The organism is Cellulomonas xylanilytica (assembly GCF_007989805.1).
Lineage (GTDB): Bacteria > Actinomycetota > Actinomycetes > Actinomycetales > Cellulomonadaceae > Cellulomonas > Cellulomonas xylanilytica.
This window is the reverse complement of the sequence record NZ_BJUB01000002.1, coordinates 418,339-437,669: the sequence shown is the minus strand read 5'-3', so window position 1 is coordinate 437,669 and position 19,331 is coordinate 418,339. Positions and strand designations below refer to the sequence as shown.

General features: G+C 73.8%; 20 protein-coding genes, 1 tRNA gene and 1 other RNA gene. 12 read left to right on the top strand and 10 right to left on the bottom strand.

Features of this window, described 5'->3' with window-relative positions; genetic code table 11:
- Nucleotides 1-2: 2 nt before the first annotated feature.
- Nucleotides 3-440, bottom strand: coding sequence for a ScoMcrA-related endonuclease (locus tag CXY01_RS04895; protein ID WP_146925926.1), 438 nt, complete (start codon nt 438-440; stop codon nt 3-5).
- A gap of 145 nt (nt 441-585) precedes the next feature.
- Here CXY01_RS04895 and CXY01_RS04890 point away from each other — a divergent pair, with 145 nt between their 5' ends.
- Nucleotides 586-1,173, top strand: a complete 588-nt coding sequence (locus CXY01_RS04890) for a hypothetical protein (RefSeq protein ID WP_146925925.1) — start codon at nt 586-588, stop codon at nt 1,171-1,173.
- Between the two features lie 72 nt (nt 1,174-1,245).
- Here the strand turns inward: CXY01_RS04890 and CXY01_RS04885 are convergent.
- A tRNA-Ser gene (locus CXY01_RS04885) sits at nt 1,246-1,330 on the bottom strand.
- Nucleotides 1,331-1,463: 133 nt separating this feature from the next.
- Between CXY01_RS04885 and CXY01_RS04880 the strand changes: the two genes are divergently transcribed.
- Nucleotides 1,464-1,889: a hypothetical protein gene (locus CXY01_RS04880; RefSeq protein WP_146925924.1), complete on the top strand. Its 426-nt coding sequence runs from the start codon at nt 1,464-1,466 to the stop codon at nt 1,887-1,889.
- A 6-nt stretch (nt 1,890-1,895) separates the two neighbouring features.
- Here CXY01_RS04880 and tsaA read toward each other — a convergent pair whose 3' ends face one another.
- From tsaA to CXY01_RS04860, 4 genes are all read right to left on the bottom strand, one after another.
- Nucleotides 1,896-2,306, bottom strand: a complete 411-nt coding sequence (tsaA, locus tag CXY01_RS04875) for a tRNA (N6-threonylcarbamoyladenosine(37)-N6)-methyltransferase TrmO (protein WP_146925923.1) — start codon at nt 2,304-2,306, stop codon at nt 1,896-1,898.
- A complete protein-coding gene (gene sthA / locus CXY01_RS04870; RefSeq protein ID WP_146925922.1) occupies nt 2,303-3,769 on the bottom strand; it encodes a Si-specific NAD(P)(+) transhydrogenase in 1,467 nt (488 codons plus the stop codon). The genes tsaA and sthA overlap by 4 nt, the downstream gene beginning before the upstream one ends.
- A gap of 62 nt (nt 3,770-3,831) precedes the next feature.
- Nucleotides 3,832-5,379 carry a PH domain-containing protein gene (locus CXY01_RS04865; protein ID WP_146925921.1) on the bottom strand — a complete coding sequence of 516 codons (1,548 nt, stop codon included), beginning with the start codon at nt 5,377-5,379 and terminating at the stop codon, nt 3,832-3,834.
- Nucleotides 5,376-5,876 carry a PH domain-containing protein gene (locus CXY01_RS04860; RefSeq protein WP_146925920.1) on the bottom strand — a complete coding sequence of 167 codons (501 nt, stop codon included), beginning with the start codon at nt 5,874-5,876 and terminating at the stop codon, nt 5,376-5,378. The genes CXY01_RS04865 and CXY01_RS04860 overlap by 4 nt, the downstream gene beginning before the upstream one ends.
- An 89-nt stretch (nt 5,877-5,965) precedes the next feature.
- Between CXY01_RS04860 and ffs the strand changes: the two genes are divergently transcribed.
- Nucleotides 5,966-6,062, top strand: an RNA gene (ffs, locus tag CXY01_RS04855) — signal recognition particle sRNA small type.
- Here ffs and CXY01_RS04850 read toward each other — a convergent pair.
- Entirely contained in the window at nt 6,060-6,488 is a 429-nt protein-coding gene (locus CXY01_RS04850; RefSeq protein WP_146925919.1) for an Lrp/AsnC family transcriptional regulator, read from the bottom strand. The genes ffs and CXY01_RS04850 overlap by 3 nt on opposite strands.
- Before the next feature lie 78 nt (nt 6,489-6,566).
- On the opposite strand from CXY01_RS04850, the gene CXY01_RS04845 reads away from it, so the two are divergent.
- A complete protein-coding gene (locus CXY01_RS04845) occupies nt 6,567-7,181 on the top strand; it encodes a LysE family transporter (protein ID WP_186813293.1) in 615 nt (204 codons plus the stop codon).
- On the opposite strand, the gene CXY01_RS04840 is transcribed toward CXY01_RS04845, so the two are convergent.
- Both CXY01_RS04840 and CXY01_RS04835 read right to left on the bottom strand, forming a co-directional pair.
- Nucleotides 7,182-7,556, bottom strand: coding sequence for a roadblock/LC7 domain-containing protein (locus tag CXY01_RS04840; RefSeq protein ID WP_146925917.1), 375 nt, complete (start codon nt 7,554-7,556; stop codon nt 7,182-7,184).
- Nucleotides 7,557-7,627: 71 nt separating this feature from the next.
- Entirely contained in the window at nt 7,628-7,996 is a 369-nt protein-coding gene (locus CXY01_RS04835) for a hypothetical protein (protein WP_146925916.1), read from the bottom strand.
- Between the two features lie 263 nt (nt 7,997-8,259).
- On the opposite strand from CXY01_RS04835, the gene CXY01_RS04830 reads away from it, so the two are divergent.
- The 6 genes from CXY01_RS04830 to CXY01_RS04805 all read left to right on the top strand — a co-directional run bounded on the left by CXY01_RS04830 (nt 8,260) and on the right by CXY01_RS04805 (nt 15,396).
- Nucleotides 8,260-8,946 carry an ABC transporter ATP-binding protein gene (locus CXY01_RS04830; protein ID WP_146925915.1) on the top strand — a complete coding sequence of 229 codons (687 nt, stop codon included), beginning with the start codon at nt 8,260-8,262 and terminating at the stop codon, nt 8,944-8,946.
- Nucleotides 8,943-10,301 carry an FtsX-like permease family protein gene (locus tag CXY01_RS04825; protein WP_146925914.1) on the top strand — a complete coding sequence of 453 codons (1,359 nt, stop codon included), beginning with the start codon at nt 8,943-8,945 and terminating at the stop codon, nt 10,299-10,301. Before CXY01_RS04830 ends, CXY01_RS04825 begins: the two co-directional genes overlap by 4 nt.
- 115 nt (nt 10,302-10,416) lie before the next feature.
- Nucleotides 10,417-11,781, top strand: coding sequence for an FAD-binding oxidoreductase (locus tag CXY01_RS04820; protein WP_146925913.1), 1,365 nt, complete (start codon nt 10,417-10,419; stop codon nt 11,779-11,781).
- Between the two features lie 42 nt (nt 11,782-11,823).
- Nucleotides 11,824-14,154 carry a DNA polymerase III subunit gamma and tau gene (locus CXY01_RS04815; protein WP_146925912.1) on the top strand — a complete coding sequence of 777 codons (2,331 nt, stop codon included), beginning with the start codon at nt 11,824-11,826 and terminating at the stop codon, nt 14,152-14,154.
- Nucleotides 14,155-14,219: 65 nt separating this feature from the next.
- Nucleotides 14,220-14,819 carry a recombination mediator RecR gene (gene recR, locus CXY01_RS04810; RefSeq protein ID WP_146846750.1) on the top strand — a complete coding sequence of 200 codons (600 nt, stop codon included), beginning with the start codon at nt 14,220-14,222 and terminating at the stop codon, nt 14,817-14,819.
- Nucleotides 14,820-14,829: 10 nt separating this feature from the next.
- Complete coding sequence (locus tag CXY01_RS04805) at nt 14,830-15,396, top strand: DUF5063 domain-containing protein (protein WP_056593607.1); 567 nt, start codon at nt 14,830-14,832, stop codon at nt 15,394-15,396.
- 21 nt (nt 15,397-15,417) lie between these two features.
- Here CXY01_RS04805 and CXY01_RS04800 read toward each other — a convergent pair whose 3' ends face one another.
- A complete protein-coding gene (locus CXY01_RS04800; protein WP_146925911.1) occupies nt 15,418-16,635 on the bottom strand; it encodes a cellulose-binding domain-containing protein in 1,218 nt (405 codons plus the stop codon).
- A 201-nt stretch (nt 16,636-16,836) separates the two neighbouring features.
- Between CXY01_RS04800 and CXY01_RS04795 the strand changes: the two genes are divergently transcribed.
- Entirely contained in the window at nt 16,837-18,111 is a 1,275-nt protein-coding gene (locus CXY01_RS04795) for an aspartate kinase (RefSeq protein WP_146925910.1), read from the top strand.
- Nucleotides 18,112-18,115: 4 nt separating this feature from the next.
- Entirely contained in the window at nt 18,116-19,165 is a 1,050-nt protein-coding gene (locus tag CXY01_RS04790) for an aspartate-semialdehyde dehydrogenase (RefSeq protein WP_146925909.1), read from the top strand.
- Nucleotides 19,166-19,331 lie beyond the last annotated feature (166 nt).

Genomic DNA, 19,331 nt, shown 5'->3' with positions numbered 1-19,331 from the left:
GCTCAGCCGCACTCGTCGCAGACGCCCGTCGCGGGCAGCGTCATGAAGCACGTGGGGCAGGTCGCCGACGGTGCCTCCCGCACGGCGGTCGCACGAGCGACGGGCGTCCGCGGAGCCCGCGGCGCTCGCGCGGCGCGCACCGGCGCGGGCCGGACCGCGACCGCGGGCTCGGTCACGTCGAAACCCCGCTTGCGCAGGATCGCGACGGCACTGGCCGTGCTGCTGGCGAACTCCTCGGACGTGGCCAGGCGGCCTGTCGCGAACCGGTGCGCGACACCGACGACAGCCCGCAGGTCGTAGCTGCGGCCCTCGTGCACGACCGCGTAGCCGGGGAACGGCTCGAAGCCGTAGACGTCGAGGAAGCCCGTGCTGCCCCGCGAGTCGTACTCGGCGATCGCCTGGAGGACGTTCTGTCTCGACACGGAGGAGAAGGTGGCCACGCGACGAGCCTACGGCGAGGCGCTGTGCCCGTGACGGCTGGGTCGCGCAGCCCGATGACGTGGGCCTGGCAGGCCTTGCGGAGGGTGGGGCGCCGGTGGGAGCCTCCGCCCCGGAGCCCACCCCGGAACCAGTGGACGGACACGCATGTACGAGACCCACCCCGCGCTGGTGATCGGCGTCAGCCGCGGCAGGGTGCGCGTCACCCTGTTCCTCCTCGGGGTCTTCGGGCTGCTCCTGACGGTCGGCTCGGCGGTGTTCCTGGTGCAGGAGCTCCTCGGTGGCCGCACGGGTGTCTCCGAGTACTGGGGGTTCCGGTTCCCTTCGTGGCTGGGCTTCGCCGGCGGTGTCGTCGTCGGGGTCGCGGTGGCGTGGGACTCCTTCGCCACGTGGCGGGCGGCCGGTCCTGCGCACGGCGTGCTGGACTACGTCCTCGAGCCGACCGGGCTCCGGCTCGTCCACCACCGGCGCCTGCTCCGACGCCAGGAGCTGCTCGTCGAACGGGGCCAGCACCTCGTGCTCGACGCGACCCTGCTCTCGAGCCGTCGGGGCGGTCTGGAACGGTCGTACCGCATCGTTGTGTCGGCGCCCGGGGGGTCGTTCGCCTTCACCCAGGACGGCTACATCGAGAAGCTCTCGCTCGCCCCGCTGGAGCAGGCCGCCCGGCAGCTGGGCATCGAGGTGGTCACGACGGGAGCGGCGACGGAGATCCAGCGCACAGCAGGAGTCGTCTGACCTTCTCCGGACCTGAGGCTACGACGACGGGCCCGTGACCACATCGCTGCGGTCACGGGCCCGTCGGCTGCGCGGAGGATGGGGGATTCGAACCCCCGAGGGCTTTCACCCAACACGCTTTCCAAGCGTGCGCCATAGGCCACTAGGCGAATCCTCCCGGCCGACAGAGGATACCGGAGGTTCGGGCCAGGCCCGAATCGTCGGTCGTGCGCGGTACCGGCTCGCGGCCAGTCGGGTGACATAAGGTCCTCGCTCCCGGTCACGGTGGGCCGGATCACTACCGTCAGCGCATGCGACACCCCCTTCCCGCGCTGCTCGTCGCCGCCTCGGCGGTGCTCGGCGGGTGCTCGGACCTGCCGGAGATGACGTTCGACGACTACTGCAAGGACCTCGCTCTGGCGCTCGTCGCCGATGTGGCGGCGGAGGAGGTCGACGGGGGTGTCGAGGTCTCGTGGACGGACCCCCTGGACACGGCCGGTCGTCCGGCGGAGGGGTCCAGCTACTCGGTGTACCGGCGGGCGACCGACCGCGACCCCTGGGGCGAGATCGGCCAGGCGGAGTCCTTCGCGAACGGCGTCCGGGTGTCGTACCTGGACGCGCCGGGCCTGGAGGGCGCCGCGACCGTGGAGTACGCCGTGACGATGGAGGGCTGCGGCGAGGTCGTCATCACCGAGGACACGTCGGCGAAGGTGGCCGCTGCCCGGGCGACGGGCTGAGGCTGCTCACCGTTCGTCGACGGCCCCGAGCACCGGCTTGATGTCGACGACGGGCGTCCCGTCGACCGCCTCGCAGCCGGACACGTGCAGGAGCAGCCCGTCGACGCGCAGGAGCCGGACCCGGTGCAGGCCGATCGGGTTGGGCCGGTCGGGGGAGCGGGTCGCGAACACTCCGGTCTGGGGTCGCGTGGTGTCGCTGCGGGGGTGGACGGCGAGCGTCGTGCGGTCGGCGAGGTGGAACCAGGTGAGCAGCAGCAGCTCGTCGCCCGGGTGCAGGTCGGCGGCTGCTGCGGCGACGGACGGGTCGAGCTCGACGACGACGTCGGGTGCGCCCTCGTCGCCCTGCCGGACGGCGTCGGACGGGTCGGCGACCGGGCTGCGGACCCAGCCCACCGGGCGGAGCTCGGCGGCGGTCACAGGCTGAACCGCGCGACCTGGCGGATCTTGTTCGTGGCGTCCAGCGCCGCGACCTTGTAGGCCTCGGACAGGGTCGGGTAGTTCAGGACGGTGTCGACGAGGTAGTCGACGGTTCCGCCGCACGCCATGATCGCCTGGCCGATGTGCACGAGGTCGGTGGCGGAGGTCCCGAAGATGTGGACGCCGAGCAGCTCACGGGTCTCGGTGTGGACGAGCAGCTTGAGCATCCCGTAGGAGTCGCCGACGATCTGCCCGCGGGCGAGCTCCCGGTACCGCGCGACGCCGACCTCGTAGGGGACCGCCTCCGTGGTGAGCTCGGCCTCGGTGCGGCCGCAGTAGGAGATCTCCGGGATCGTGTAGATGCCGATGGGCTGGACCGACTGGAGCTCGCGGGCCGGCTCGTCGAACGCGTGGTACGCCGCCAGCCGCCCCTGGTCCATGCTCGTCGCCGCGAGCGCGGGGAACCCGATGACGTCGCCCACCGCGAAGATGTGCGGCACGTCCGTGCGGTACTGCTCGTCGACGGAGATGCGTCCGCGCGAGTCGGCCGACAGGCCCGCCGCGGACAGGTTCAGCGCGTCCGTCTGGCCCTGCCGGCCCGCGGAGTACATGACGGCGTCGGCGGCGATCCGCTTGCCGGACGCCAGCCGGGTCACGGTCCCGTGCGTGTTGCTGTCGACGCCGGAGACCTCCTCGCCGAACCGGAACGACACCGACAGGTCCCGCAGGTGGAACTTCAGCGACTCGGCGACCTCGGGGTCGCACATCTCGAGCATGGAGGGGCGCTTGTCGATGACCGTGACCCGTGTGCCCAGCGCGGCGAACATCGACGCGTACTCGATGCCGATGATCCCCGCGCCGACGACCACCATCGAGTTCGGCACCCTCTCCAGGGCGAGCACGCCGTCGGAGTCGAGGACGGTGCGCTCGTCGAACTGGACCGTCGTCGGCCGGTGCGGCTTGGACCCCGTGGCGACGACGACGAATCGTGCCGTGACCTGGGTGCGCCGGATGCCGTCGTCGTCGAGGACGCCGAGCGTGTGCGGGTCGAGGAACGAGCCGGTGCCGCTGAGGATGTCGACGTGGTTGCGCAGCAGCTGGGCGCGGATGACCTCGTGCTCGCGCCCGATGACGTGCTGGGTGCGCGCGAACAGGTCCTCCATCGTGATGTCGGACTTCACGCGGTAGCTGGCGCCGTAGACCTCGCGCTGCGCCATGCCGGTCAGGTACATCACCGCTTCGCGCAGCGTCTTGCTGGGGATCGTCCCGGTGTTCGTCGAGACGCCGCCCATCATGTGCCGGCGCTCGATGATGGCGACCTTGTGGCCCAGCTTGGCGGCGGCGATCGCGGCCTTCTGCCCGCCCGGCCCGGTGCCGACGACCACGAGGTCGTAGTCGTAGCGCGCGTCGGTCGCCCCCTCGGGCGGGGTCGGGTTCTCACCGGGGACGCCGTCAGTCGCCATGGAGGCAGTCTGCCCATCGCACGGGTCGGGGGCATCACGAGCAGGTGAACAGGCGGCGCCCGTCAGACGCTGAGCGTGCGGGTGTCCGCAGGCGCCTCCGGTGCCGCCACGCTCGGCTCCGCGGTCAGCTCGGCGGCGAGCGCGGTGGCGTCCCTGACGGCCACGTCGACGGCGCGGTAGGCCTGCTCCCCGGCGGCGGTCGTCGCGACGAGGTGGGCGAGCCCGAGCCAGCGCTGCACCGGGCTCTGGGTGACGGTCGCGCCGGAGATGCCGCGGACCTCCAGCACGTCGGTGCGTCGGACCACCGCGCCGCGTCGCAGGTAGAGGTGGTCGTCGACCAGGGCGTGCCCGAGCGCGCGGTACGCCGCCCGGCCCGCGAGCACGCACCCGGGAAGGAGCGCGACGGGCACCGCGAGCAGCCACACCGGCCAGGACCAGAGGACGGCCCCGATCCCGAGGATCCCGGCGACGACCGCGTCGGCGATGACCCAGCGGGCCACCGCCCGCCGTCGGGCGGCGGGCGGGTGCGTCACGAGCCGGACGGTGCCGTCGTCGAGCGCCGCCAGGACCGGGGTGCCCAGCAGGGTGTCCCCGAGGCGGACCGCCTCGTCGCGCGACGTCGTCGGCAGCATCGCCGCCGACTCGTTCATCGTCTGCCGCAGGCTGATGCCCGTCATGACCGGGCGGGCGAGCGCGCCGCCGAGCAGGCGGACGAGCGGCGACGCCGACAGGGTGATGCCACGCATCCGGGCGCGGTCGGCGGTGAAGGACCGCGTGGTGAACAGGCCGCGGGTCGCGACGAAGGTGCCGCCGGGCTCGCGCGCGAGCCGGTACCCCCACCACCCGGTCACGAAGGTCGTCGCCCCGGCGATCGCGCCGACGACGAGGAACGCCACCAGCCCGACGACGGCGGCGAACACCCCGAGGGCCGCGGCGGCGACGGCGACGCCGTTGGTGAGCCAGTCCCCGCGACCGATCGCCGACGCCATCCCGAACAGCGTCCCACCCACGGACACGGCGCCGACGAGGAGCCAGACCCCCGACATCGCGTAGACGACCCAGCCCCAGCGCAGCTCGACGATCGTGCCGTCGTCCTGCACCGGCGCGGTCGCCGTGCTGGGCGCGCGCTCGACCTCGTCGGCGATTTCCGCCTCGCGCACCAGCCGCGACCGCAGCGACGCCGCGACGGGTGCGCGCAGGCCGGCCAGCGCGACGCCGGAGGTCGGGTCAGCCATCAGGTTGCTGCCCGTCCCGACGGTCAGCACGGCCAGCCCGAGCAGGCGGTGGATGAGCGGGGCGGTGATGTCGACGGTGCGGATCCGGTGCAGGGGCACGGCGTGGGCGGAGCGGACGGCGAGGCCCTTGCGCACCTGCAGCTCGGTCGGGGTGATCCGGTAGCGGACCTTCCAGTACTTCAGCGCCTCGTTGGCGGGGTGGACCAGCGCGATCGCGGCGAACAGGGCCACGGTCACGCGCGCGGCCGTGTCGGTCTGGTCGAACAGCCACCACGCGACGGCCGCGGGGACCAGCCGGACGAGCGCGCCCAGGAACGCGGCGAGGACGATCCGCGGGTCGAGTCGCTCCCACGGGACCTCGGACTGCTCGGTCACGTCGCGTCGCCCTGCGTCTGCTCGGTGGCCGTGGTGAGGGCCGCGACGAGGTCGTCGGCCACGGTGGCGTCGAGGCCGTCGATGACGATCGCGCCCTGGGCCGACGCGGTGGTCACCGAGACCGCGGCGAGCCCGAACGCCTGGTGCAGCACGTTGCGCTTGGCCTCGACGGTCTGCACCCGGGACAGGGGAGCGATCCGCCACTCGCGACCCCACCACCCGGTCCGCGAGTAGACGGCCGTGTCGGTCGCCTCCCAGCGGTGGGTGCGGTAGCGCAGCCACGGCGCGACGACGACGCGGGGCAGGACGAGCAGCGCGACCAGGGCGCCGATGCCGAGGAACCAGGGGCGCACCGGCTCCCAGAGGAGCGCCGGGACGACCGCGACCACCACGACGGTGACCAGGGAGATCAGGCCCGACGTGAGCCAGTAGCGGACCGCGCGCGGGTCGACCTGGTGACGGGGCGGACGGGGCGGGGTGCCGGCTGGCGTGGTCATCGGGGTCCTCGGGGTGGGGGCCATGACTTCCCCAACGTCAGCCGACCCGACCCGGTTCCGGGCACGAGCGAGGCTGGGTTAGGCTTTTCCCCGACCCCTCGTGCGGCGTCATCTCGCTGAACTCCCCCAGGGCCGGAAGGCAGCAAGGGCAGGTGAGCTCTGGCGGGTGTGCGGGGGGTCCTTCTATGCCCGCAGGGCGAGGCGCGTGAAGGTCTGGGCCGCGCCGGCCTCGCGCTTGAGGCGGCGCACCAGCTGGTCCAGCGCTGCGGGGTCCGCGACGACGGCGTGCAGCAGGTAGTCGTAGGACCCGGTGACGTGCACGGCGTCGAGCACCTGCCCGAACCCGCGGGTGAGCGCGGCCGTGAAGCTCTCGTTGGTGGTGCCGTCGGCGAGGCGCACCTCGATGAACACCTCCAGGCCTGAGGGCGGCCCACCCGACGCCGTCGCGGCCGTGACGACGGTGAACCCGCGGATGGTCCCGGTCTCGACCAGCCGGCGGACGCGCTGCGCCGCGGCGTTGGCGCTCAGCCCGACGCGGGCGCCGAGCTCGCGGTAGGGCAACCGCGCATCTGCGGTGAGCTCGCGAAGGATGGCATCGTCGATGGCGTCCACACGGCGATCATCGCAGCCGGACGGCGACATCCGCAGGACCGGCGTGACCCGGTCGTGCCCACCCCCGACGCTGGGCCGGTGTCGTCACCTCTCCTGCTCGGCGTGCTGGCCGGCCTCGCGGTGGCCGTGCCGGTGGGACCGGTCGGCGTCCTGCTGCTGCGCACCGGCGTGGTCGACGGCCTGCGGGTGGCGGTCGGCGCGGCGTTCGGCGTGGCCACGGTCGACCTCGCGTACGCCGTCGTGGCGGTCACCGTCGGCACGCCGGTCAGTCGCGCGCTGGCCGGGCACGCCGGGCTCGTGCGCGGCGTCGGCGCGGTCGTGCTGGTCGTCGTCGGCGGTGTCGGGCTCGTCGCCTCGCTCCGGGCCGCCCGTCTCCCGCCGTCGGACCTCCCGGCAGGCGGCGGCTGGTCACCCCTCGGTGCCTACGCGCGGTTCGTCGGGCTCACCGCGGTCAACCCGACGACCGCGGTCACGTTCACGACCGTGGCGATCGGGCTGGCCCTGGGGGTCACAGGGACGGCGTCGGTCGCCGCGTTCGTCGTGGGTGCGGGGGCCGCGTCGCTCGCGTGGCAGCTGCTGCTCGCGGTCGGCAGCAGCGTCGTCGGCCACCGCCTCCCACCCCGGGCGCGCGTGGTCGCCTCGGTGGTGGGGGCGGGCGCGGTCGTCCTGGCCGGCGTCGCGATGCTGGTCTGATCAGGCCGACGCGCCCACCGTGGCGGTGACCCGCGCCAGCACGCGGCCGAGCAGGACGAGGTTGACGTCCGGCGCGCAGGTCACCACCAGCACGTGCAGGTCGTCGAGAGGCTGCGCGACGACGGTCGCCTCCCGGCCGCGCACGGTGATGGCATCGATCGCCCCCGTCGCCAGCGCCGTGCCTGTCCGGCGGGCGTAGGACACCGTCCCCGCGACGGCGGCCGCCACGGCGTCGGGGCCCTCGCCGGCCGGGTCGTCGCCGGGGTCGTCGAAGAACGGACGGCCGTCGGTGCGGACGACGCTCACGCGACGGATGCCGTCCATGTCCCGACGGACGCTCGCGGCGATCTGCAGGGCGTGCTGCCGGACGATCACGGGGTGCCTCTTCGACGCTCGGGGACGAGATGTCCCGCGGTGCCCGCGCGGTCGGCGCGGGCAGACGCGGATCAGATGGTGAGCGTGCGCTCGAGGTTCGACAGCTGGCGGCGGGCCAGGGCGAGGTTGGCGCGGCCCTTGTCCAGCACCAGGTAGAGGAACAGCCCGTTGCCGTCCGCGCCCTGGAGCAGGCGGATCAGGTGGTACTGCTGCCCGAGCGTGATGAGGATGTCCTCGATGCGGTCGTCCAGGCCGAGCGCGGCCATCGTGCGCAGCTTGGCGCGGATGACCTCGGTGTTGCCGGCTGCGGCGACGTCGAGGTCGACACCGGTGCCCAGGTGCCCGAGGGACATGCCGCTCTCGTAGTCGACGAGGGCGACGGCGGTCGCGCCGTCGATCTCGAGCGCGGTGGCGAGGGTCTGGTCGAGGGTCGTGCTCATGGGTGGGCCTGCTTCCGGTCGGTCGGGGCGTGGTCGCTGCGCCGGGCTCCGTCGATCGGCTTGCCACGACCGTACGATCTGGTTGAACCTTCACTCATTCGAGATGCGGTCTTCGGGATGGTTCGCACGATGACTTCGCCCACCCCGTCACCCGTCCGGCGTAGACGGCCCGTGGGACGTCCGCCTCAGGGGGCACACGGCGACCGACCGGCAGAGCCCGGGGGCCGATGCCGGACCCCCGCCGCGCCGGGCAGCCTGGGCCCATGAACACCGCCACCCCACGCCTGTCCGCCCGCGGCCTGGTCAAGCGCTTCGGCCCGACCACCGCGCTCGCCGGGGTCGACGTCGACCTCGCCGACGGTGAGTCGCTCGCCGTCATGGGACCGTCCGGCTCCGGCAAGTCCACGCTGCTGCACTGCCTCGCGGGCATCCTGCTGCCCGACTCCGGCACGGTCGCCCTCGACGGCCGGGAGGTGGGCGGCCTGTCCGACCGGGACCGCTCTCTCCTGCGACGTCAGCACTACGGCTTCGTGTTCCAGTTCGGGCAGCTGCTCTCCGAGCTGCCCGCGATCGAGAACGTGGCGCTGCCGGCGATGCTCCTGGGCACCCCGCGGAGGGAGGCCACCGATCTGGCGGGACGGTGGCTGGGGTCGCTCGGGCTCGCGGGCATGGAGGGCCGACGGCCCGGTGAGCTGTCCGGTGGACAGGCCCAGCGCGTCGCCGTCGCGCGGGCGCTGATCACGCGGCCCGCGGTGGTCTTCGCCGACGAGCCGACGGGCGCCCTCGACCAGAGCACGGGCCACGACGTCATGCGCATCCTCACCGAGACCACCAAGGCCGCGGGGGCGTCGCTCGTCGTCGTGACCCACGACGCACAGGTCGCGGACTGGTGCGACCGCCGCATCGAGGTCCGCGACGGCCTGGTGCGCCACACGGAGGCCGCCCGATGAACGCGGTCCTCGCCCTGGCGCCCCGGCTCCGGCGCGCGGGCGGCCGCGACGCGCGGGTCACGACGAGCCTCGCGATCACCGCGTTCGCCGTGACGACCGGCCTCACGCTCAGCGTGGTCGGCGGCCTCATGGGGTTCACCGAGCGCGCGGAGGTACCCGTCCCGGAGGGCCAGGGCGACGACGCCGGCGTCTACGTGATCCTGGCGTGGATCGCCGTGGTCCTCCTCGTCGTCCCCCTCATCACGCTGGCCGGTGCCGCCGCCCGCCTCGGCGTCGCCCGTCGGGACGCGCGCCTGGCCACCCTGCGGCTCCTCGGCGCGACGCCGCGCGAGGTGGTCGGCCTGACCGTCGCCGAGACCGCGTGGCAGGGCCTCGTCGGCGCGGTCCTGGGCATCCTGCTGTACGCCGCCCTGCTGCCGCTGTGCGCGCTGCTGCCCTTCCAGGGCACCACCTTCACCGTCGGCGAGCTGTGGGTCGGCTGGCAGGGGCTCGCGATCGCCGTCGTGGGCGTGCCGCTGCTGGCCGCCGTGTCCGGTGCGGTGTCGCTGCGGCGCGTGACGGTCTCCCCGCTCGGGGTCGCGCGACGGGAGACGCCGAAGGGCATGACGTGGCTGCGCCTGGTCGTCGCCGTCGTCGGGATCGGCATCTTCATGGTGATCAGCGCTGCCGCGGGCTCCCTCGGCGCCGCCTCAGCAGCCGCGCTCATCGGGGCGATGGCCGTCGGCTTCGCGACCCTCAACGCCGTCGGGCCGTGGGTCCTCGGGCTCGTCGGCAAGGTGCAGCTGCGCCGCGCGCGGACCCCCGCCAGGCTGCTGGCCGCGCGCCGGCTCCTGGACGACCCGAAGGCCGCGTGGCGGGTGGTCGGCGGGCTGGGGCTCGCGGGGTTCGTGGCCGGGGCGCTCGCGGTGCTGCCGTCGATCGTCGCCGTCGACATGTCCGACGACCCGAAGGGCGCGATGCTCATGGACGACCTGGTGACCGGCGCGATGGTCACGCTCGTCGTGGCCTTCCTGCTCGCCGCCGTGTCCGCGGGGATCGCGCAGGCCGCGTCCGTGCTGGACCGGCGCCGGGAGATCGCCCTGCAGAACCTGGCGGGCACGCCCGTCGAGCTGCACGACGCCGTCCGTCGGCGGACCGTGCTGGTGCCGCTGCTGTTCGTCGCCGTCGGGTCGGCGCTGACCGCCCTGGTCATGTTCTACCCGCTGCTGGGGCTGGCAGCCGTCTCCTCGCCGCAGGGTCCGCTCATGCTCGCCGCGTTCCTGACGGGCGGCTGCGCGCTGGTCTTCGCCGCGACGGAGACCTCCCGGCCGCTGCTGCGCTCGGTGCTGGCGGAGACCGTGGTGCGCGCCGACTGAGCGGCGGTCCGGTGCCCGTCGGGGCAGGGTGCCCGTCGGTTCCTTGACGACGCGTCGGCCCGGCGATGCACTGAACGAGGTCGCGGTCTGGTCGCACGGCAGGGGGCCTCTCGACATGACGCAGACGACGAGCTCGGGGATCGGCGCGCGGCTGCGTGCGCAGGTGCGCGGTCCGGTGTGGCAGGAGCACGACGACGGGTACGACGACGCCCGGCGCGTGTGGAACGGTGCGGTCGACCGGCGTCCCGCGGTGGTCGTGCGGTGCGTCGACGCCGCCGACGTGCGGACGGCACTGCTCGTCGCGCGCGACCACGGCGTCCCGCTGTCGGTGCGCGGCGGCGGGCACGACTGGGCCGGGCGGGCGCTGACCGACGGCGGTGTGGTGCTCGACCTGTCCGCGCTGCGTGACGTCGAGATCGACGCGGGCGCCGGCGTGGCAGCCGCGCAGGGGGGCGCGCTCGTCGCGGACGTCGTGGACCCGGCGGACGCGGTCGGCCTGGGCACCGCGACGGCGGTCGTGCGGACGGTCGGGATGGCCGGGATGACCCTCGCCGGAGGCTACGGCGGCCTGGTCGGGCGGTTCGGGCTCGCGCTCGACAACCTGCTGTCGGCCGACGTGCTCCTCGCGGACGGGACCCAGGTCGTCGCCGGGCCCACCGGGGACCCCGAGCTGCTCTGGGCTCTGCGGGGCGGCGGCGGGAACGTCGGCATCGTGACCGCGGCCCGCTACCGGCTGCACCCGCTGGGCCCGGTGCTCGGCGGCATGGTCCTGTACCCGAAGGAGCAGGCCGTGGGTGTCCTGCGCGGCTACCGCGAGGTGCTCGCCACGGCTCCCGACGAGCTCACCGTGATGGCCGGCTTCGTCGGCGGACCGGACGGCGGGGCCGCCGTGTACGTCGCGCCGACCTGGAGCGGGGACCTCGCCGCGGGCGAGGCGGCGGTCGCCCCGCTGCTCCGGCTCGGCACGCCCGTCGCCGGGGGAGTCGGCCCGATGCCCTACCCCGAGCTCATCCGGATGTTCGAGGCGGGGGCGCAGCCCGGTCAGCACTACGCGCTGGGGACCCGGTGGCTGCCGACTCTCACCGACGACGCCATCGAGGCGCTCGCCGAGGGGGCAGCGAGCTGGCTGTCGCCGTCCTCGCTGCTGGCGCTGCACCACTTCCACGGCGCCGCCACCCGGGTCGCCCCGGACGCCACCGCCTTCGCGCTGCGCCAGGAGCACGTCCTCGCCGAGGTGATCGCCGCGTGGCGACCCGACCCGGCCGGGAGTGGTCCCGCCCCGCACCATGCCTGGGTCGAGGGGGTCGCGGAGGCTCTCGAGCCCGGCGCGCTGCCCGGTGGGTACCCGAACATCCTCGGACCGGCGGACGCGGACCGGGTGCGGCTCGGCTTCGGTGCGAACGCCGACCGCCTGCTGGCCGCGAAGCGGCGCTACGACCCGGACGGGGTGCTCACGGCGATCGCTGCGATGTCGCCCTGAGAGAGGCGCCGTCTGTCGGCGCGGGCGTCTAGGGTTCGTGGCGTGACGACAGCCCTGTACCGCCGCTACCGGCCCGAGAACTTCGCCGAGGTGATCGGTCAGGACCATGTCACTGCACCCCTGCGGCAGGCGCTGCGCAGCGGTCAGGTCAACCACGCGTACCTGTTCTCCGGGCCGCGCGGCTGCGGCAAGACGACGTCCGCGCGCATCCTGGCCCGCATCCTCAACTGCGCGCAGAACACCGAGGAGAACCCGACCGACACCCCGTGCGACGTGTGCGAGTCGTGCGTGGAGCTCGCCCGCGGGGGACCGGGCAGCCTCGACGTCGTCGAGATCGACGCGGCCAGCCACGGTGGTGTGGACGACGCCCGTGAGCTGCGGGAACGCGCCACGTTCGCGCCCGCGCGGGACCGCTACAAGGTCTTCATCCTCGACGAGGCCCACATGGTCTCGAACCAGGGCTTCAACGCGCTCCTGAAGATCGTCGAGGAGCCCCCGCCGCACATCAAGTTCATCTTCGCGACGACGGAGCCGGACAAGGTCATCGGCACCATCCGCTCGCGCACCCACCACTACCCGTTCCGGCTGGTCCCGCCCGACGTGCTGGTGCCGTACCTGCAGCAGCTGTGCGACGCCGAGGGCGTGCCCGTCGCGCCCGGCGTGCTGCCGCTCGTGGTGCGGGCGGGCGGGGGATCCGTCCGGGACACCCTCTCCGTGCTCGACCAGCTGATCGCCGGCTCCGGTGGCGGCGAGCTCGGGTACGAGGGCGCCGCCGCGCTCCTCGGGTACACGCAGGCCTCGCTCCTGGACGACCTCACCGAGGCCATCGCCGCCCGCGACGGGGCCTCCGCGTTCCGGGTGGTCGAGCGCGTGATCTCCACCGGCCACGAGCCCCGGCGCTTCGTCGAGGACCTGCTCGAGCGCCTGCGCGACCTCATCGTCATCGCGGCCTCCGGCGACGCTGCCGACGCCGCCCTGCGCGACGTCCCCAGCGACCAGCTCGACCGCATGCGCCTGCAGGCCCGGCACCTCGGCGCCTCCGAGCTGTCGCGGTCGGCCGACCTGTGCAACGCCGCGCTCACCGAGATGACCGGCGCGACGTCCCCCCGACTGCACCTCGAGCTGCTCATGGCGCGGCTCCTGCTGCCCGCGGTCGAGGACAGCCGGTCCGGCTTCGGCGCCCGCCTCGACCGGCTGGAGCGCGGTCTGCCTGCCGACGGTGCTGCCGCCGTCCGGGTCCCCGTCGCCGGTCCGCCCGCTGCGCCGGTCGCTGCCCCCGCGCCCGCTCCCGTCGGCGCACCTCCGGTCGCCGCCCCTCCGGCCGCGGCCGCGCCCGCTGCGCCGCAGGACGCTCCGCCGCCCCAGGCGGCCCGACCGGTGCCCTCGCCGGTCGCCGACCCGCCGTCGCGTCCTCAGCAGGCCGACCAGGGTGAGGCCCCCTCGCGTCCGACGAGCACGGCGGGCACCGAGACCGACGCGCCCCTGACAGCCGCGGCGCCGGGCACCGTCGACGACGACAGCCCACCGTGGGACGTCGTCGCGCCGCCGGCTGCAGCGGGCGAGCGTCCTGCGCCGGCCGCGCAGGAGCCGGCGGTCGCCGCGTCGGCGCCCTCGGCCCGGACGTCTGCGCCGTCACCCACCGCCGCCCCCGCTCCTGCGCCAGCAGCCGCCCCTGCGCCCGCAGCCGCCCCTGCGCCCGCAGCCGCCTCCGGCCGCGCGAGCGGCGGTCCCGACACCGAGGTGCTGCGTCGCCGGTGGCCCGAGGTGCTCGAGACCGTCAAGGGTCTGCGGCGCGTCACGTGGGCGCTCATCGACCCCCGCAACGCCCAGGTGGCGGAGCTGGACGCCACGACGCTGAGGATCGCGTTCGACAACCCGGCGCTCGCCACCACGTTCCGCAACGGCGCCCACGCGGACGTCGTCGCACGGGCCGTGCGGGAGACGCTCGGCTTCGACGTGCGGGTCGAGGGCATCCTCGCGGAGCAGGCGACGTCCGCCCCGGCGCCCGCTGCGGCTGCGCCCCGACCGGCCGCCGACGAGCGCAGCAACCCCCGCGCGGTGACCCCGGCGGAGGCTGCGGCGTCGTGGGACGACGAGCCCCCGATGCCCGAGCCGCCCGACGACGAGCCCGGGGAGCCCGCGGTGCCGGACGCGCCTCCGCAGGACATCGCCCCGCCGGCACCGGGGACCGCTCGCGAGCGCGGGATGGCTGCGGCGCGGGAGTCGGCGTCGCGGTCGAACCCGAACGTCCCCGACGACCCGTCGCCGGACGACCCGGACATCACGACGTCGAGCCTGATCGGCGCGCCGCTGGTCGCGCAGATGCTCGGCGGCACGGTCATCGACGAGCAGCTGGACGACGGCACCTCCTGACATCGGGCGGTCGGCCGGGGGTGGCGTCCCGCGGCAGCGGACCGGTGACCCCGTAGGCTGACGGGGTGTACGAAGGCGCGGTCCAGGACCTGATCGACGAGCTCGGGCGACTGCCCGGGGTCGGTCCCAAGAGCGCCCAGCGCATCGCGTTCCACATCCTCTCGGCGGACCCGGCGGACGTCCGCCGCCTGTCCGACGCGCTGACCGAGGTCAAGCTCCGCGTCCGGTTCTGCGAGATCTGCGGCAACGTCGCGCAGGAGCCGCAGTGCCGCATCTGCCGGGACCCGCGCCGCTCCCCGACGTCGATCTGCGTGGTCGAGGAGTCGAAGGACGTCGTCGCCATCGAGCGCACCCGCGAGTTCCGCGGCAAGTACCACGTGCTCGGCGGCGCCATCAACCCGATCGCGGGCGTCGGACCGGACGACCTGCGCATCGCCGGTCTGATGACGCGCCTCGCGGACGGCACGGTCACCGAGGTCATCCTGGCCACGGACCCGAACGTCGAGGGCGAGGCGACCGCCACGTACCTTGCCCGGCTGCTCGTCCCGATGGGACTCACGGTCAGCCGGCTGGCATCGGGCCTGCCGGTGGGCGGGGACCTCGAGTACGCCGACGAGGTCACCCTCGGGCGGGCCTTCGAGGGCCGTCGACGGATCAGCGCGTAAGGGGAGACCGATGAGCACCACGGCTGACGCGGACCTGCGGGACATCGCCGACGCGGTCGCGTCGGAGGCACGCAGCTACCTGACGACCGTCACGGAGGTCGCGTCGGGGGCCAACCCGGACGCGTCCCTGCCGCTGCTGCTGCTCGCCGTGAGCGACATGCTCGCGGCCGGTGCGCGGCTCGGTGCCACCACCGACGTGGTGCCGTCCGAGCGGTTCGAGCCGGACGTCGGCCCCGACCCGGACGTCGAGCCGCTGCGTGCCAACCTGGCCAACGTGTTCGAGGGCATCGACGAGTACGCCGAGGTCGTCGACCCGCTGCTGGGCGTCGACGTCCAGCCCGCCTCCGTGTCGGGGGACCTCGTCGCGATCGCCGGGGCGCTGGCCCAGGGACTGCGGCACTACGAGTCCGGCGGGGTGCTCGAGGCGTTGTGGTGGTGGCAGTTCTCCTACCTGTCCGACTGGGGCGAGCGCGCGTCCAGCGTCCTGCGCACCCTGCAGACGATGCTGGCGCACCTGCGACTGGACGTGGAGGACGACGTCGCTGCCGAGGCGGAGTACGACGCCCTCCAGCCTTGAGCCCCAGCCCGTGCTGCAGGCTCAGCAGCCGAGGCGGGCGGCTGCGACGGCGACGTCGTCGTACCAGAGCGTGTCGGCGCCCTCGCCGTAGCTCTCCCAGCCGAGCCGCAGGTCGGTGAGGCGCGGCGCCCACGACCGGGCGTACCACTGGCGGTCGACGTCGTGCGTCGCGGTGCCGTCGGCGACGAGCCCGGCGACGGTGGACCCGTCGACCCAGGTGGTCAGACGCCCGGAGCCCTCGACGAGCAGCTCGACGCAGTGCCACGAGCCTGTGGGGAGCGCGGTGCTCAGGGAGACGCCGACCGGGCTCTGCTCGGGCAGGGTGGCGTCGTCCGACGACCGGTTCCACTGGAGCGCGCCGTTCTGGCCGCCCATCCGCAGGTCGCGACCCCCGTCGGCGGAGTCCTTCATGGCGAGGAACGTGGTGTGCGAGGTCGGCTGGGCGGTGGTGTGCCGGACGTAGAAGCGCACGTAGTAGGACTGCGGGAGCGTCGACAGGTCCGCGGCGGCCTGGGCGAACACGTGGTTGCAGTAGCCGGCCGTGCCGACGACCTTGAGCGAGCGGGTGCCCGAGTGCGCGACGGTGCTGTCGACCGACGCGGTTCCGGTGCCCGAGCAGTCGGGGTGCGTGACGGTCCACGGGCTGCTCAGCGCGGTACCGGTCTGCGACTCGAGGCCGTCGCAGAAGAGCGCGGTGCCGCAGTCGGGGTTGGGCGGGACGGTCGGTGTCGGGGTGGGCGTCGGCGTGACCGTCGGAGTCGGAGTCGGCGTCGGGGTCGGGGTGACGGTCGGCGTGGGTGTCGGCGTCGACGTGGGCGGTGGTGTGGGGGAGGCCGTCGGGGTCCCGCCGTTGCACGCGACACCGTTGAGCACGAAGTCCGTCGGCGCCGTGTTCGTGCCGCTGAAGGTGCCCTGGAACCCGAACGACGTGCTGCCGCCGGCCGGGATCTCGCCGTTCCACGCCGCGTTCGTCGCGGTCACGCTGGACCCGGTCTGCACCACGTTGGCGTTCCAGCCCTGCGTCACGCGCTGCCCGGACGGGAACGCCCAGGTGAGCGTCCAGCCGCGTGCGGCCTCACCGGGGCTGACGCGCACGTCGGCCGTGAACCCCCCTGGCCAGGAGTTCGCCGTCCACGTGACCTGACAGCCCGCGGCGGCCTGGGCGGTCAGCCCGACGAGGGTGCCGACCGAGGCCAGCACGGCGACGACGAGGGCGGTGAGTGCAGCGCGGACGCGCATGGTGGGTCCTCTCGGTCGCGCACCCGGCCCCCTGCGGACGGGTGTCGCTCTGGCAGCGTGGCGGCCTGTGCCGCTCGGCGGGAGATTCCCAAACGCTTCAGATGGGCGACGGCGATCCGGCATCTGAAACTCGGTGACCACCTGGTGGGCACGCACGTACACTCGCCCGGACCTGTCCCGAGCCCGCGAAAGAGCTCTCCCGTGGCCCTGATCGTGCAGAAGTACGGCGGTTCCTCCGTCGCCGACGCCAGCAGCATCAAGCGCGTCGCCAAGCGCGTGGCCGAGGCCAAGCGCGCCGGTCACGACGTCGTCGTCGTGGTCAGCGCGATGGGCGACACGACGGACGAGCTCATCGACCTGGCCCAGCAGGTCACGCCGCTGCCGCCGCAGCGTGAGATGGACATCCTGCTGACGGCCGGCGAGCGCATCTCGATGTCGCTGCTGGCGATGGCGATCCACAACCTCGGCGTCGACGCGAAGTCGTTCACGGGTCAGCAGGCCGGGGTGATCACGGACGAGGCGTACGGCAAGGCGCGGATCATCGACGTCACGCCGAGCCGCATCCGGGACACGGTCGCGCGCGGCTCGGTAGCCATCGTCGCCGGCTTCCAGGGTGTCAACCCGTCGACCAACGACGTGACCACGCTCGGGCGCGGCGGGTCGGACACCACGGCCGTCGCGCTCGCCGCGTCGCTCAAGGCCGACGTCTGCGAGATCTACACCGACGTCGACGGCGTGTTCACCGCGGACCCCCGGATCGTCCCGAGCGCGCGCAAGCTGGACCGGGTCAGCTACGACGAGATGCTCGAGCTCGCGGCCAGCGGCGCCAAGGTGCTGGTGCTGCGCTGCGTGGAGTACGCGCGGCGGTACGGGGTACCGATCCACGTGCGCTCGTCGTTCACCACTCATACGGGCACGTTCGTGACCGACAAGCCCGCCGCCGAAGGAGAGATTGTGGAACAGCCGATCATCGCCGGCGTCGCGCACGACCGGAGCGAGGCCAAGATCACGGTCGTCGGCGTGCCCGACGTGCCGGGCAAGGCCGCACGCATCTTCGAGGTCGTCGCCAGCGCCGGCGTGAACATCGACATGATCGTGCAGAACGTCTCGGTCGCGGCGACGGGCCTGACGGACATCTCCTTCACGCTGCCCGCCACGGACGGCGCGGCCGGCACCGCGGCGCTCAGCGAGCACCAGCCGGACATCGGCTTCCAGTCGCTGCAGTACGACGACACGATCGGCAAGCTCTCGCTCATCGGCGCGGGCATGAAGTCGCACCCCGGGGTCTCGGCACGGCTGTTCGCCGCGCTGTCGGACGCGGGCATCAACATCGAGATGATCTCGACGTCGGAGATCCGGATCTCCGTGGTCACGCGCGCCGACTCGCTCGACGAGGCGGTCCGCGCGGTGCACACGGCGTTCGACCTGGACTCCACGGAAGACGAGGCCGTCGTGTACGGCGGGACGGGACGGTAGGGACATGGGACTGAACATCGCCGTGGTCGGTGCCACCGGCCAGGTCGGCAGCGTGATGCGCCGGCTGCTGGAGGAGCGCGACTTCCCGGTCGCCTCGATCCGCTACTTCGCGTCCGCGCGCTCCGCCGGCACGACGCTGCCCTGGAAGGGCGCCGACGTCGTCGTCGAGGACGTCGAGACCGACCACCTCTCCGGCATTGACGTCGCCCTGTTCTCCGCGGGCGGCGCAGCCTCCAAGGTGCACGCGCCCCGGTTCGCCGCCGCGGGTGCGCTGGTCATCGACAACTCGTCGGCCTGGCGTCGTGACCCCGAGGTCCCGCTCATCGTGTCCGAGGTCAACCCGGGCGCACTGTCCGGCGCCGTCAAGGGCATCATCGCCAACCCGAACTGCACCACCATGGCCGCGATGCCGGTGCTCAAGGTCCTGCACGACGAGGCCCAGCTGACCCGCCTCGTCGTCTCGACGTACCAGGCCGTCTCCGGGTCGGGCCTGGCAGGTGCCGACGAGCTCGACAGCCAGATCCGCGCCGCCGTCGAGCAGGACACGCTCGCGCTGGTGCACGACGGGTCCGCCGTGACGCTGCCCGCGCCGGTGAAGTACGTCGCGCCGATCGCGTTCGACGTCATCCCGCTGGCCGGCTCGATCGTCGACGACGGCCTGAACGAGACCGACGAGGAGCAGAAGCTGCGGCACGAGTCGCGCAAGATCCTCGACATCCCCGGTCTGCTGGTGTCCGGCACCTGCGTCCGCGTGCCGGTGTTCACCGGTCACTCGCTGTCGATCAACGCCGAGTTCGCCCGTCCGCTCAGCCCCGAGCGCGCGGCCGAGCTGCTCGCCGACGCCCCCGGGGTCCAGCTGACCGACGTCCCGACGCCGCTGCAGGCCGCCGGGCAGGACCCGTCGTTCGTCGGCCGCCTGCGCCAGGACGAGGGTGTCGAGGGCGGTCGCGGACTCGCGCTGTTCATCAGCAACGACAACCTCCGCAAGGGCGCCGCGCTGAACGCGGTCCAGATCGCCGAGCTGGTCGCCGCCCAGCGCCTCACCGCCGTCTGACGCACCGCAACGTCCGCACTCCGGGGGGCTCCAACCCTCCGGAGTGCGGACGTTGCTGTCATTGGCGGTGCTGCGTCCGCACTCGAGCGGGTTCCAGGGCTCACGAGTGCGGACGCTACGTCCGCAGCATCGCGCGCTCCGGCGACCGGATCTGCGGACGCAGGCG

Coding starts and splice junctions, on each gene's coding strand:
- CXY01_RS04890 (WP_146925925.1), top strand. CDS start 586: ATGTACGAGACCCACCCCGCGCTGGTGATCGGCGTCAGCCGCGGCAGG.
- CXY01_RS04880 (WP_146925924.1), top strand. CDS start 1,464: ATGCGACACCCCCTTCCCGCGCTGCTCGTCGCCGCCTCGGCGGTGCTC.
- sthA (WP_146925922.1), bottom strand. CDS start 3,769: ATGGCGACTGACGGCGTCCCCGGTGAGAACCCGACCCCGCCCGAGGGG.
- CXY01_RS04860 (WP_146925920.1), bottom strand. CDS start 5,876: ATGACCACGCCAGCCGGCACCCCGCCCCGTCCGCCCCGTCACCAGGTC.
- CXY01_RS04835 (WP_146925916.1), bottom strand. CDS start 7,996: ATGAGCACGACCCTCGACCAGACCCTCGCCACCGCGCTCGAGATCGAC.
- CXY01_RS04830 (WP_146925915.1), top strand. CDS start 8,260: ATGAACACCGCCACCCCACGCCTGTCCGCCCGCGGCCTGGTCAAGCGC.
- CXY01_RS04825 (WP_146925914.1), top strand. CDS start 8,943: ATGAACGCGGTCCTCGCCCTGGCGCCCCGGCTCCGGCGCGCGGGCGGC.
- CXY01_RS04820 (WP_146925913.1), top strand. CDS start 10,417: ATGACGCAGACGACGAGCTCGGGGATCGGCGCGCGGCTGCGTGCGCAG.
- CXY01_RS04805 (WP_056593607.1), top strand. CDS start 14,830: ATGAGCACCACGGCTGACGCGGACCTGCGGGACATCGCCGACGCGGTC.
- CXY01_RS04800 (WP_146925911.1), bottom strand. CDS start 16,635: ATGCGCGTCCGCGCTGCACTCACCGCCCTCGTCGTCGCCGTGCTGGCC.
- CXY01_RS04790 (WP_146925909.1), top strand. CDS start 18,116: ATGGGACTGAACATCGCCGTGGTCGGTGCCACCGGCCAGGTCGGCAGC.